This window comes from Cupriavidus sp. 01T418, assembly GCF_056398885.1.
Genome location: NZ_JBFTQG010000020.1, coordinates 83,577 through 96,291, shown reverse-complemented (window position 1 = coordinate 96,291; position 12,715 = coordinate 83,577). Strand labels below are relative to the sequence as shown.

General features: G+C 63.5%; 16 protein-coding genes and 1 tRNA gene. 11 read left to right on the top strand and 6 right to left on the bottom strand.

The genetic code is table 11. The annotated features are described in order from the left end of the window. Positions 1–10: 10 nt before the first annotated feature. Positions 11–808 carry an ABC transporter ATP-binding protein gene (locus AC1DQ3_RS20130; protein WP_477121913.1) on the bottom strand — a complete coding sequence of 266 codons (798 nt, stop codon included), beginning with the start codon at positions 806–808 and terminating at the stop codon, positions 11–13. A 60-nt stretch (positions 809–868) separates the two neighbouring features. Continuing rightward, complete coding sequence (locus AC1DQ3_RS20125) at positions 869–1,873, bottom strand: ABC transporter substrate-binding protein (RefSeq protein ID WP_477121912.1); 1,005 nt, start codon at positions 1,871–1,873, stop codon at positions 869–871. 245 nt (positions 1,874–2,118) lie between these two features. Between AC1DQ3_RS20125 and AC1DQ3_RS20120 the strand changes: the two genes are divergently transcribed. Further along, on the top strand, positions 2,119–2,787 hold the full coding sequence (locus AC1DQ3_RS20120; RefSeq protein ID WP_477121911.1) for a response regulator: 669 nt from the start codon (positions 2,119–2,121) through the stop codon (positions 2,785–2,787). Beyond that, positions 2,784–4,166, top strand: a complete 1,383-nt coding sequence (locus tag AC1DQ3_RS20115; RefSeq protein ID WP_477121910.1) for a sensor histidine kinase N-terminal domain-containing protein — start codon at positions 2,784–2,786, stop codon at positions 4,164–4,166. The genes AC1DQ3_RS20120 and AC1DQ3_RS20115 overlap by 4 nt, the downstream gene beginning before the upstream one ends. A gap of 50 nt (positions 4,167–4,216) precedes the next feature. On the opposite strand, the gene arfB is transcribed toward AC1DQ3_RS20115, so the two are convergent. Further along, positions 4,217–4,621: an alternative ribosome rescue aminoacyl-tRNA hydrolase ArfB gene (arfB, locus tag AC1DQ3_RS20110; RefSeq protein WP_477121909.1), complete on the bottom strand. Its 405-nt coding sequence runs from the start codon at positions 4,619–4,621 to the stop codon at positions 4,217–4,219. A gap of 285 nt (positions 4,622–4,906) precedes the next feature. On the opposite strand from arfB, the gene AC1DQ3_RS20105 reads away from it, so the two are divergent. Continuing rightward, positions 4,907–5,932, top strand: coding sequence for a 2-dehydropantoate 2-reductase (locus AC1DQ3_RS20105; RefSeq protein ID WP_477121908.1), 1,026 nt, complete (start codon positions 4,907–4,909; stop codon positions 5,930–5,932). 19 nt (positions 5,933–5,951) lie between these two features. On the opposite strand, the gene AC1DQ3_RS20100 is transcribed toward AC1DQ3_RS20105, so the two are convergent. Then, entirely contained in the window at positions 5,952–6,632 is a 681-nt protein-coding gene (locus AC1DQ3_RS20100) for a Crp/Fnr family transcriptional regulator (RefSeq protein WP_477121907.1), read from the bottom strand. Positions 6,633–6,765: 133 nt separating this feature from the next. Between AC1DQ3_RS20100 and AC1DQ3_RS20095 the strand changes: the two genes are divergently transcribed. The 6 genes from AC1DQ3_RS20095 (at position 6,766) to AC1DQ3_RS20070 (ending at position 10,705) form a co-directional block, all read left to right on the top strand. Then, positions 6,766–7,527, top strand: coding sequence for a class II aldolase/adducin family protein (locus tag AC1DQ3_RS20095; RefSeq protein ID WP_477121906.1), 762 nt, complete (start codon positions 6,766–6,768; stop codon positions 7,525–7,527). 204 nt (positions 7,528–7,731) lie between these two features. Continuing rightward, complete coding sequence (locus AC1DQ3_RS20090; protein ID WP_477121905.1) at positions 7,732–8,103, top strand: hypothetical protein; 372 nt, start codon at positions 7,732–7,734, stop codon at positions 8,101–8,103. Beyond that, positions 8,100–8,525 (top strand): hypothetical protein, encoded by a 426-nt coding sequence (locus AC1DQ3_RS20085; protein WP_477121904.1) that lies wholly within the window; start codon positions 8,100–8,102, stop codon positions 8,523–8,525. The genes AC1DQ3_RS20090 and AC1DQ3_RS20085 overlap by 4 nt, the downstream gene beginning before the upstream one ends. Before the next feature lie 6 nt (positions 8,526–8,531). Next, complete coding sequence (locus tag AC1DQ3_RS20080) at positions 8,532–9,536, top strand: CBASS cGAMP-activated phospholipase (RefSeq protein ID WP_477121903.1); 1,005 nt, start codon at positions 8,532–8,534, stop codon at positions 9,534–9,536. A gap of 517 nt (positions 9,537–10,053) precedes the next feature. Continuing rightward, positions 10,054–10,308: a type II toxin-antitoxin system RelE family toxin gene (locus tag AC1DQ3_RS20075; RefSeq protein ID WP_477121902.1), complete on the top strand. Its 255-nt coding sequence runs from the start codon at positions 10,054–10,056 to the stop codon at positions 10,306–10,308. A gap of 67 nt (positions 10,309–10,375) precedes the next feature. Beyond that, entirely contained in the window at positions 10,376–10,705 is a 330-nt protein-coding gene (locus AC1DQ3_RS20070) for a helix-turn-helix domain-containing protein (RefSeq protein ID WP_477121901.1), read from the top strand. Positions 10,706–10,726: 21 nt separating this feature from the next. Here AC1DQ3_RS20070 and AC1DQ3_RS20065 read toward each other — a convergent pair whose 3' ends face one another. Beyond that, entirely contained in the window at positions 10,727–10,984 is a 258-nt protein-coding gene (locus AC1DQ3_RS20065) for a hypothetical protein (RefSeq protein WP_477121900.1), read from the bottom strand. Between the two features lie 572 nt (positions 10,985–11,556). On the opposite strand from AC1DQ3_RS20065, the gene vapB reads away from it, so the two are divergent. Both vapB and vapC read left to right on the top strand, forming a co-directional pair. Then, entirely contained in the window at positions 11,557–11,787 is a 231-nt protein-coding gene (gene vapB, locus AC1DQ3_RS20060) for a type II toxin-antitoxin system VapB family antitoxin (RefSeq protein ID WP_477121899.1), read from the top strand. Further along, entirely contained in the window at positions 11,787–12,197 is a 411-nt protein-coding gene (gene vapC, locus AC1DQ3_RS20055; protein ID WP_477121898.1) for a type II toxin-antitoxin system tRNA(fMet)-specific endonuclease VapC, read from the top strand. Before vapB ends, vapC begins: the two co-directional genes overlap by 1 nt. Positions 12,198–12,583: 386 nt before the next feature. Here the strand turns inward: vapC and AC1DQ3_RS20050 are convergent. Further along, positions 12,584–12,659: transfer RNA gene (locus AC1DQ3_RS20050), tRNA-Arg, on the bottom strand. Between the last annotated feature and the right edge of the window lie 56 nt (positions 12,660–12,715).

The following is a 12,715-nucleotide window of genomic DNA, read 5'->3' as shown; positions in this document are numbered from 1 at the left end:
CGGCGCCGCATCAGTCGATGTGGACTTCCTCGCGCAGATCGGCCCAGATCTCGCGCGACAGTTCGACAAAGTGCTTGTCGTAGCGGATCTCCGATGTCACGCGCGGGCGCGGCAGGTCGATCTCGTAAACACGCTTGAGCGTGGCCGGACGCGCGGTCAGCACGAAGACCCGGTCTGCCATGGCGATGGCTTCTTCCAGGTCGTGCGTGACGAACACCACCGAGCCGGCGTTCTGCGACCAGAGTTGCAGCAACTCGTCCTGCATCAGCGTGCGGGTCTGCATGTCCAGCGCGCTGAACGGTTCATCCATCAGCAAGATCTGCGGGTTGTTGATGAAGGTCTGCGCCAGCGCCACGCGCTTGCGCATGCCGCCCGACAACTGGTGTGGGTAATGGTTGCTGAACTTGGCCAGCCCGACCTTGCGTACCCATTCTTCGGCAAGGCCATAGGCCTGGTCGCGGCCGGCGCCGCGGAACAGCGGCCCCGCCGCCACGTTGTGCAGCACCGAGCGCCACGGGAAGACGGCATCGGCCTGGAACACGAAGCCGATGCGCGGGTCGATGCCGGTCACGCGGTTGCCCATCAGCCGCACCTCGCCGGTGCTCGGCTTGAGCAGACCGGTGATCAGGCTCAGTGTGGTCGATTTGCCGCAACCGGTCGGTCCGACGATGGCGACGAACTCCCCCTTGCCCACGCGCATGGAGAAGTCGCGCAGCGCCACGGTGGCAGAGCCGTCGGGAGCGATAAAGCGGCAGGAGACACGCTCGAATTCGATGGCCGGCGCGTCTTGCGGCACGGTATTGGTCATGATGGTTCCTTGTAGTCCGCGCGCGAGCCRGCGGCGCGGACCGGTTGTTCGCCTGGCGCCTTACTTGGCGCGCTCGACGAACTCATTGGTAAACGTGCGGCCCAGTTCGATGTGCTTGCCCTTGACGGTCGGATCGAACGAGGCGAGCACCTTGAGCACCGTTTCCGGGCCGCCGGCGGGCATCCTGCCGTCGTCCGTGAACATGGCCAGCGAGGCGCCCAGGGCCTTGACGTAGAGCTCGCGGTTATTGCCGTAGTAGTCCTTCGGCATCTTCTGCGCGATCTCCTCGGCGCTGTGGGTCTTGATAAAACGCATGGTCTTGACGAAGGCGCGCGCCAGCTTCTGCACCTGGTCCTTGTGGCCCTCCACCCACGCGCGCTGCATATAGAGGCTGGAGGCCGGGTAGAGCCCGCCGAGCGCCTGAGTGGTGCCCTCGGCCGTGCGCATGTCGACCAGCACCTGTGCCTCGCCGGTCTTGAGCAATTGCGAGATGGTGGGCTCGGTGGTCATGCCGGCATCGATGCGGCTCTGGCGTATCGCGGCCATGAAACTGTTGTCGGCACCGACCGGCAGTACCGTGTACTGGCTGGGCGCCACGCCCGCCTTGAAGGCCAGGTACTGCGTCAGGAAGTTGGTCGACGAGCCCAGGCCGGTCACGCCGAGCGTCTTGCCTTTCACATCAGCCATGCTCTTGATCTGGCCGGCCGCGCGCGTGGCCACCATCTCCACCTCGCCCGGCACCTTGCCGAACACCACCACGGCCTCCACTTCCTTGCCCTTGCTTTGCAGATCGATGGTGTGATCGTAGAAGCCCACCACGCCCTGCACCGCGCCGGCCAGCAGTTCGTTTTCGGCGTCGACCCCGGCCGGCTGGGACAGGATCTCGACGTCCAGCCCCTCCTCCTTGAAGTAGCCCAGCTGCTCGGTCAGCCTGGCTGGCAGGTAGATGATCTTGGTGGCGCCGCCGACCATGATCGACAGTTTCGCGTCGGCTGCCTGCGCCGTGTTCGCGACCGCAAGTGCGGCAAAGACGACCGCGAGCGCGCCTTTCCTGTATGAATTCATCTTTGTCTCTCTTGTTTTGCTGGCGCCAGGTCTTGGTAGCCGGGCCATCATTGGGCTCTGGTAGTTGGACACCTCCGCGCTCTCCGGGGCCATGTTGCGGGGGTTGAAGCATTCTAGGCAGCCGAAACCTTCACGCAGCTTTCGCCGCTTCTCAGGGAATATCCCGATACGGCGCGTATGTCACGGCGGGGCGGGCAGTGGTAAAAGGGGACCCCGATAACAGTAAGTTCCCACCCGAGCGGTTCATGAAGGTATTGCTGATTGAAGACAATGCTTCGCTCATCCACTGGCTCGCCAGGCTGCTGAAGGAAGAGCGTTTCATGGTCGATACCGCGCTCGACGGCGAGTACGCCGACCAGATGCTGCAGACGCAGAGCTACGACGTGGTCCTGCTCGACCTGCAGATTCCGCGGCTGGCCGGCAGGAGCGTCTTGCGCCGGCTGCGCGCGCGCCGCAACAATGTGCCGGTGCTGGTAGTCACCGCCAGTGCCTCGGTGGACGAGAAGGTCGAATGCCTGGGGCTTGGCGCCGACGACTATCTGGTCAAGCCCTTCGAAGTGCGGGAACTGGTTGCGCGCATCAAGGCCCTGTCCCGGCGCCAGACCGGCGAGAAGCAGGCCGAACTGGCTTGCGGCGATCTTACCTACAACACCGATACGCGGCAGTTTTACGTCGCGGGCGAGCTGTTGTCGCTGCGGCTCAAAGAGCATACCGCCCTGGAAATCCTGATGATGCGGCTGGGCAAGACCGTGTCGAAAGCGAGCCTGATGTCGGGCGTCTACGCACTCGACGAGGAGCCCAGCGAAGACGCCATCGAAATCTATATCCACCGCATCCGCAAGAAGCTCGAGGGCTGCCAGGCCACCATCATGACGCTGCGCGGGCTCGGCTACCTGCTGCAGCAAAGGCAATGATCCACAGCCTGCGCGTACGGCTGCTGGCGTGGCTGCTGGTGCCGCTGGCGGCATTTATCGGCATCAGCAGCTACGCGTCCTATCTTGGCGCCGTGGATACCGCCAACCGCGTGCAGGACCGCGCGCTGCAGGCTTCGGCCGACGTCATCGCGGGCAACATCGCGTGGGTTGACGGGCGCCTGACCGTGCAGGTGCCACCGTCGGCGCTGTCCTTGTTCGATTCGCCCTACGCCGACCGCGTCTACTACAACGTGGTCGACGACCGCGGCCGGATCCTGGCCGGCAATCCGGTGTTCGAGCAACCGCCGATGGCGGGCGCCTCCAGTCCGGTGTTCTACAACTCGCGTTTCCAGTCGCTGCCCGTACGGATCGTGCAAACCTCGCGCACCATGTTCGATTCCGGGCAGGCACGCAAGGTCACGGTCACGGTTGGGCAGACGCTGATCGGCAACCGCGAACTCGTGCGCACCTTGCGCATGCCGGCGCTGCTGCGCGAAGTGGTGATGCTGGTGCTGGCGGTGGCGCTGGTGATGGTGGGGCTCACGGTGGAACTGCGCCCGCTGTTGCGCTTGAAGGATGAGGTCGCGGGACGCGACCCGATGGACCTCGTGCCGGTCACGGCCGCCGACCTGCCGCAGGAACTGCGGCCTATCGTCGAAGCCATCAATCAGTGCATCCGCCGCCTGAGCGAGTATGTGCGCCTGCAAAAGCGCTTTATCGCCGATGCCGCGCACCAGATCCGCACGCCGCTCGCGGTGCTTGGCGCGCAGTTGCAGTTTGCCGCTCGCGTGGACGACGAAACCAGGCTGCGCGAGACGCTCGCCTCGATGACGTGCAGCACCCAGGCCATGACCAACCTGGCCAACAAGCTGCTGCTGCTGTCGCAGGCAGAAGCCGCCGCCGGGGACAGTTCGGCCGCGGCGCAGCCGGGAGCGGACCTGGTGCCGGTGGTCACCGGCGTGCTGGAAGACATGGTGGTGCTCGCCCAGTGCAAGGGCATCGACCTGGGCGCGGAACTGGCGGCCGACAGCGTGCGGGTGGGCGTCAATGAATGGATGATGGCCGCGGTGGTGTCCAACCTGGTCGACAACGCGCTTCGCTATACGCCGGCGCATGGCCGGGTCACCGTGGCGCTGGCGTGCGAGGCGGGATGGGCGGTCCTCGCGGTGAGCGACGACGGCCCCGGCATTCCCGCCGAAGCGCGGCCCAGGGTATTCGACCGTTTCTATCGCAATGCGCTGCCGAGCCAGGAAGGCAGCGGTCTGGGGCTTGCCATCGTCAAGGAGATCGTGCTGGCCGCGCAAGGCCAGGTGGGCCTGAGCGCAGGCATCGGCGGCTGCGGCGTCACCCTGACCGTGCGCTTGCCGCTAGCCGCCTGAATGCCGCCTGAATGCCGCCGGAGACGTGACGGCAGGCCGGCCGTCGGCGCTCAGTCCACCACCTTGCCGCGCTGCGCCTTGACCTGGCTGCGCTGGCTCTTGCCTTCCAGGCGCCGCATCCTGGATCCGTAGGTGGGCCGCGTGGGGCGGCGCGTGCGCGGCGGCGTGGCCACGCTGCGCACCAGGTCGTGCAGGCGCTGCACGGCCTCCTCGCGGTTCATCTCCAGGCTGCGATGCTGTTGCGCCTTGATCACCACCACGCCGTCGCGGGTGATGCGGTGATCGTGAAGCTGCAGCAGCCGCGCCTTGTGCCCTTCTTCCAGCGACGATGCGCGAACATCGAAACGCAGGTGGACGGCGTTGGAAACCTTGTTGATGTTCTGCCCGCCGGCGCCTTGCGCGCGGATCGCGGTGATCTCGTATTCGGTGTGGGGGATGTGGATGTCGGGCAGCATGCGACGGATGATATCAAGGACCCCGCACCGTGCGTTGGCTCGGCGTGCATCGCCGATGGCGCCTCATCGTGAACCTCGCCCGGATTGGCCATGATCTTGTCGCCGGCGATGCACGCCCTGGACGAATACGGAAAATACGGAAAATACGGAAAATACGGACCGGAAAATGATAAATAACTAACAGTCATGCTTTGCACCCGTTCCCATACTGCGCTGGCGCGGCGACGGCGCTGGACGCGCATCATCGTTCTCCTGCGCCGGCGCATTCACTAACCCGGGATTGGCATGGCGAAAATTTGTGTTTACGGCGCGGGCTCCATCGGCTGCTACATCGGCGGCAGGCTGGCGGCCGCCGGCAGCGACGTCGGCTTTGTCGGGCGCGCGCGCATCGGCGCCGCGTTGCGCCAGCATGGCCTCGCGCTGACCGATTACCGCGCCGGACGGTGGCAGGTATTGCCGTCCCGGATCGATTTTTCCGACGATGCGGCTGCTGCCGCGAACGCCGGCCTGGTGCTCGTGACCGTGAAATCCGCGGGCACGCCCACGGCGGCAGCGGAACTGGCGGCCGTGCTCCGCCCGGGCGCGCTGGTGGTCAGTTTCCAGAATGGCCTGGGCAACGCCGACATACTGCGCGCAGCCTTGCCGCGCCAGACCGTGCTGGCCGGCATGGTGCCATTCAATGTGGTGGGGCGTGGTCCTGGCGCCTTCCACCAGGGCTCGGCGGGTGAGCTGGATGTCCAGGCAGCGCCGGGCCTGCAGCCTTATCTCGCCGATTTCAGCAAGGCTGGCCTGCCCCTGTCCCTGCATGCGGACATGCTGCCGGTGCAATGGGCGAAACTGCTGCTCAATCTCAACAACGCCATCAACGCGCTGTCGAATCGCCCGCTGAAGGAGGAACTCTCGCGGCGCGCGTACCGGCGCTGCCTGGCCCTGGCGCAAAACGAAGCGCTCGCGCTGCTGAAGCAAGCCGGCATACGGCCGGCCAGGCTGACGCCCTTGCCGGCGAGCTGGATCCCGCGTCTGCTGAACGCGCCGGATGCGCTGTTTGCGCGGCTGAGCGGAAAGATGCTGGCCATCGATCCGCTGGCGCGTTCCTCGATGTCGGATGACCTGGCCGCGGGGCGAGCGACGGAGATCGACTGGATCAACGGCGAGGTGCTGCGTCTTGCCGAGCGGCACCGGCAAAGCGCTCCGGTCAATGCCCGCTTGTGCGCGCTGGTACGGGTGGCCGAGCAGAGCGCGGTTCGCCCCTCCTGGTCTGGCGAGGACTTGCTGGCGGAGCTGACTACGGCCCCACCGTCTCCCCGATAGAAGCGCGTTCCTTGCGAACTCAGGCCTCTCCCTGCAGCAACTGCATGTCGAGGATTTCAATGCGGCCATAGCGCAAGCTGATGGCGCCGAGCCTGGCCAGGGCTTGCAGCTCTTTGTTGAGCGTCGGCCGGCTGATGCCCAGCATCATGGCCAGGTTCTCCTGCGAAGTGCTGACGCTGTCGCGGCCGCTGGCCGATTGCGTGATGTCACCGTGCGCCAGCAGCGCCAGCCGCCGGCCGACGCGCTCGCGCGTGCTTTGCAGCGCCGAGTCTCCCATGAGCCCATAGGCCAGCCGCAAGCGTATCGCCAGCATGGTGGCAATGGCCTGCGCAAACGTGCTGCGCTGCATCAGGGCATTGAATTTCTCGACGCTGACGGCCAGCAACGCCGAGTCGCTGAGCGCGATGGCGCTGTGCGCCCGTGGCAAGCGATCCAGCACGGACACCTCGCCAAACCAGTTGCCGGGTTCGATCAGGGTCAGGATCGCCTCGCTGCCATCGGGATGCAGGATGGATAGCTTGAGCAGGCCGCTGGCGAGCCCGAAAAACGCCGCCCCTGCCGACGACCCATTGAACATGTCGCCCTGGCGGAAGAGAGCAGCACCCTGTGCCAGCCTGATGGGAGTGGCAGCGGCCAGCAGCGCATCCGCTTCCGTCCTGGGCAAGCTGCGGAACCAGGGATTGTCGGCAAAGACTTGCATGATGGCAGCGCTTCGGTCTCGGTATTAGCCCTGGATTGATAAGGATTGAACATTCTATGCCTGGATGCGCCAGCACTATGGCGTCTATAGCGTCTATGTCTATAGCGTCTATACCTCACAGGAGCAAACCGCCATGACCCCCCACGCAACTCCCGCCATCCAGAACCAGGTCAGCGCCGAGGAGTGGCAAATGCGCGTTGACCTGGCCGCCTGCTACCGGCTGGTGGCGCATTTCGGCTGGAGCGATCTGGTCTTCACGCATATCAGCGCCCGCGTTCCCGGCCCCGGGCACCATTTCCTGATCAACCCCTATGGGCTGATGTTCGATGAAATCACCGCGTCCAGCCTGATCAAGGTCGATCAGGACTGCAACAAACTAAGCGACAGCGCGCATCCGGTCAATCCGGCTGGCTTCATCATCCACAGCTGCATTCACGCGGGGCGTCACGACGTGGGCTGCGTGCTGCACACCCACACGCGTGCCGGCGTGGCGGTGAGCGCACAGAAGGACGGGGTGCTGCCCATCAGCCAGCAATCGACCTTTGTGCTGTCCTCGCTGGCTTACCATGACTACGAAGGCGTAGCCGTTCGCGCGGACGAAAAGCCGCGCTTGCAGGCCGACCTGGGCGATGCCACCTTCCTGATGCTGCGCAACCACGGCCTGCTTACCGTGGGCAAGTCCGTGGCCGATGCGTTCCTGGCCATGTATGCGTTCGAGACCACCTGCCAGATCCAGCTGTCGGCGCAGTCGGGCGGCGCGGCGCTGCTTCGCGTGGATCCGGGTATCGTCGAGGGCGTCGGGCAGGCGATGAAGGCGCAGGGCCTGGATGGCGCATTCGTCTGGCCCGCCTTGCTGCGCAAGCTCGATCGCATCGACCCCGGCTACAAGCTGTAGCCAGGGAACAGGCCGGCGAACTGGCCCGAGTGGTCGATGTCGATGCTGGACCGGAGCCGGAAGCGTCGGCAGTCCAGGATCGCCCTATCGACCACATGGGCCACTCCCCCACCAGTAACCGATCCCTTGGCGACTGGCCTTGCTTTTGCTGTCCCTCCAGCCTACTCTTCATGTACATGATGTACAGAATCTGGAGATGGCGAAATGTTCTACAAAACGCACTCGGAAGAATTGGGCGGAAAAGAGGTCCTTGAGGTCGGAGGCCTCACTTTCGGTGTGACTCGCATAGGGATAGCCGATGCCCGTGAAGGCATTCCCAAGCTGATGAACCAGGTTGCCCAAGGCGAGGTGTTTGTCATCCAGAACGCCAAGAATCCCGCCGCGCCCGCGGCTTTGCTACTGTCGGCGGCAGAACTGGCGACGGCCATGTTGACCCCAAAGCCACGGCGCACGCTGTTCGAGCTAATCGAATCGCTTCCGCTGCGCATTCCCGGAGAGGCAATTCCGCAAGCCGATATGCCGGACGACTTTGCTCCGGATTTGACTTTGCCGACTAAAGTACACGGTGCGGCATGAGCGCAGGTTTCCTGCTGCCGGCTCAAACGCTACTGTCTCTCTGCTCTGCCGACGCCAATCCCGCTCTTGCCTGGGCGAAGACGGTGAGTACGGCCGATCTGCGCGTCGCCGTCACCTCAAGCGCCCAGGCCCTGGCGCGCGCTGAGCAGATGAGTGACGCGCAGCATCGGACCCGCCTCAGGGCGGCGCTCACTGCGCTCGTGAACAACATTGTGAACGACGCCGGGCCGCAATTGGACTTCGGCGAGTCGGCGGCGCAAGTCTGGCAGGCGCTGATTCACGACACTGGCCTGGTTAGCGTGTCGCAGGTAGAACGCCAGGTCTATGCGATCGCGATGGATCAGAACCTGGCGATCGTGGAAGCCCGGCGTCCGGACCATCAGCATCTGCAGAGCCTCGGTCTCCAGGTTGTCCCCCTATAAGCGACCATGCCCGACCAGCCAGACGCGCTTGTAGCGCCACGCACCGCGGAGTCGATCACCCGGGCGCCCTTGCGGATCCTGTCTCTCACCGGCGGCGGTTACCGTGGGCTTTTCACCGCCAACGTGCTTGCGGAACTGGAGCGCTTGATCAAGCCGGTGCCGGCAATGAACCAGTCGTTCGAGGTGTTCGCCGGCACGTCCATCGGAGGCCTGATCGCATGCGCGCTGGCCGTCGGGCGCAGCGCCACTGAAATCGCCGAGACCATCTGCCGACATGGGCCAAGCGTGTTCCCGCACAAGCGAGCGGCCTTTGCACGTCGCATGACTTTCGGCCCGATCTACGACAGCGCGGCGCTTCGGCGCGCGATTGACGACTGCCTGGGGACGGACGCCGACACCCCCATCTCCGAAGTCAAGGTGGGCCTGGCGGTATGCGCGGTCAACTGGGTCACCGGCAAACCGGAAGTGTTCCGAAGCGGTGCCCTGGGCGCCGTACTTGCCTCGCACATCGCCTTGCGCGACGTCTGCCTCGCGACTTCCGCGGCACCGACATACTTCAAGGAGCATCGGCTTAACGGTGCGCCAATGCTCGACGGCGGCCTGGTAGCGAACAACCCTGATGCCCTCGTTCTCTTCGAGGTCCTGCGCAGGTGGCCGGACAGGCTGGAAGCCATCGAAATGCTGAGCATTGGTACCGCCGGCGTAGACAGTGGCGGCATGGCGGGGGATGTGCCGCACGCAGGCGCAAAATGGGCTCGCAGATCCGTTCCGCTGATGATCTCCGCCCAGGAACGCCTTGCGTCGGACCAGGTAGCGCAACTCTTGCGCCAGCGCTATCTCCGAATCAATCACACACCAGCGCAGGGCCAGCCGTCGCTGTCCGAGCTGGACGTTGTCGATACGTCAATGACTGCAACACTTCAGGCGCTAGGCCGTGGCGTCGCTGGGGAGGCCTTTGCCAGGCACAAGGGGTGGCTGGAGCGGATCTTGAAGTCGGGGCTGCGGCCCTAAATCCAACGACTATTCGAATCCCTGCGCGTATGCGCTCGTCAGCGCTTGGCTGAGGTTGGCTTCGCGGAGCAGACGGCTCACGCGAGATAGTTAAGTGAGGGTATCGGGGCGGGAAAGCTCGAAGCGCCTGCCTAGGTCGTCGATCGGCACCCGAGACTCATCGCCTTCCCCGCCGAGTATGCGGCCGAATCCGATCCAGGCCGAAGCCATCGTGCGAGCCAGATCGTTTGCACGCATCACAAGCCAAGGAGGAGCTTCGTTGCTGAGGGACCGGTGAATGTCTTGCGAAAGCGCCTGTTCCAACCTGCGGCGCCAAACGACATCCTCCTGGCCCGCCTCGGCGTCCCCCTCAGCCTCGGACCCGCCGCGTTGCGCGTCGTCGTCTGTGCTTTACGGCCGAGCCCCCGAACGGGCGTTTTGGCCGGAAGCGGCCTCTCGCGCGGCAGCGAGCGATTGGCTATAGGTTTTCGATAGTAACCCCCGCACTAGACTTATATTTAGCTTATAATTTTTTTACATGAACACGGTCATCTGGAAACAGAAAGCGACGAAGCAGCTGCGGAAGCTCGACAGACGGTTCCAAAGCGACATCTACGATGCGGTACAAACGTTGAAGGAGATGCCCAATTGCTCGAATGTGAAAGCGCTGACGAGCCACCAATATGACTACCGCCTCCGAGTTGGCAACTACAGGGTATTTTTCGATTGGGATGGCGAAGTCAGGATTGTGGACATTGAGGAAGTGAAGAAGCGCGACGAGCGCACTTACTAACCCGACAAGATGCCAGGCCGGCTTTGGAAACCGGCCCGGTTGCCCTACACCGAAACGAGGTAACGCAATGAACGCACCGCTCAATATCCAAACCATCAACGGGCCGGACGGCAAGCCGGCCTTCGTGGTGATCCCCTACGCGGACTACGTGGCGCAGCGCACGGCCGACGAGGATTCGATTCCCGACCCCGTGGTGCGCCGCATGGTCAAGGAAGGCATGTCGCCCGTGCGCGCCTGGCGCGAGCACCTGGGCTTGACCCAAGCCGAGATCGCCGAGCGCCTTGGCATCACCCAGCCGGCCTATGCCGAGCAGGAGAAGAGCGACCGCCTGCGCAAAACGACCCGCGAGAAGATCGCCCGCGCGCTGGGCATCAGCGCGGCGCAGCTCGACGTCTAAAGATGGCGCCCCTACGGGGGGCTACGCTGCAGCCTCTTCCAGCTTGTAGGCATCGAACCGCACTACCGCGATGCCCAGCCAGTCATTGACCCCCAACAGCCAATCCTGCGGTTTCAGCTCATTGCGCGCGAACACCGCCGCCGCCTTCGCCGCATCGCCGAAGCCGCCGGTGTTGTGGGGGAGCGCCTGGCGCAGGGCGTCCACATCCTTCTGCTTCTGCGCCGCGTCGGTCATGTGCAGGATGACGGCGGTATGGCTGCCGTTCTTGTAGTAGCGCATACGGAACTGCGTGGCCGACTCGTTGAGCTACGTGCCATGTGGCGTTGAGCGCCGATAGCCGATCACCTGGCGCATTGGGTGGCGCCGCTGGCAGACGCACCTGCGCGGAAGCTAGCTGCACTTTAGCTACAGTCGGCATGCAAGGTAGTGGGGGAAGTCGTGCCGCAATCCCTTGACAGGATTGGTGCGTGGTGCCCGGCTGGGATCAAAAAAATCGGCGAAACGCCAGTCGAATAAGGCCGTCAAGGACCAGCAGTTTCCTTACAGGTACGACTTGGGGTGCAACGACAAGATTGCTTCTTTTTTGTAATGGAATTTTACGGCGACGTAATGTCGTCGCCCGTCGCCCGTCGCCCGTCGCCCGTCGCCCGTCGCCCGTCGCCCGTCGCCAGATGCTAGTAAGCCCACTTGACTCGATCCTCCAGTCGAGCTTGCTCAGCCTGCATTTTTCAGTTTTCTCGAAACCACACCTCTTCCCGCGATCGTCATCCGGTCGGCGGTATATCCCATTGACATATCCACATGTGCCACTATAGTTGGATATACGTTCAACATATCCCAAGGAGCCCATCGTGGAACAAGGTGCCATCTTCAAAAGCAACCGCAGCCAGGCGGTACGCCTGCCAAAATCCGTGGCGCTTCCTGACGATGTGAAACGGGTCGACGTGGTGGCCATTGGTCGCATTCGTATCCTGACCCCTGCCGGCGAGTCCTGGGATAGCTGGTTTGATGGCGAGGGCGTAAGCCCCGACTTCATGTCCACCCGCAATCAGCCTGCCGATCAGGAACGTGAGGGGTTTTGATGCTCAAGTACATGCTCGATACGAACATCTGCATCTTTACCATCAAAAACAAACCCCACGAAGTTCACGAGGCATTCAACCGCTACCACGGCCAACTCTGCATCAGCGCGGTGACCTTGATGGAGTTGATCTATGGGGCGGAGAAGTCCGCTTCGCCGGAGAAAAATCTAGGCGTGGTCGAGGGCTTCGCGGCTCGCCTGGACGTCCTGGATTACAACCACGAGGCGGCCGCTCATAGCGGCCAACTCAGGGCCGAGCTAGCAAAGACGGGGAAGCCAATCGGCCCCTACGATCAGATGGTTGCCGGTCACGCACGATCTCGGGGCCTGATTCTGGTGACACATGATCTTCGCGAGTTTGACCGGATAGCCGGTCTACGCGTTGAAGACTGGGTACAGCCTGGTCGGTAACCCCGATCCCACACGTGATCTTGCCCCCACGAGCCGAATCCCTTGCGAGTATGCAAACTCAAGCAAGGAGCGGCACCGCGGGGTGAGGCGCAGTTAAGGCGACTCGGACGAATACGCAGGTACAACCCATCGCAATCCGCCAGAAAGTATTCCTTCGCACGGTGCTCCGCATTCTTGATCTGCAAGTCGGTAAGCTGTCCCATGATGTTGTACCCAAAAAGGCAAAATCGAGGAACAACCATTTTGGGTACAACATGTGGGACATGCGGACATGCAAACGCCGGATTTTGCGGGAATTCTCTGGCTTTCCCCGGACGTGAAATTCCCGCAACGCCTTGTCTGGCGGAGGTTTTCAGGATTTCAGGGGATTTCTGCGGAAAACTGGATGGTGCGCCCGGCTGGGATCGAACCAGCAACCCCTGCCTTCGGAGGGCAGTACTCTATCCATTGAGCTACGGGCGCACAGGGTATGACAAGGTACTTCGCTGGCAGCGCGCGAGTGCCGCTGCCGGAAAGGC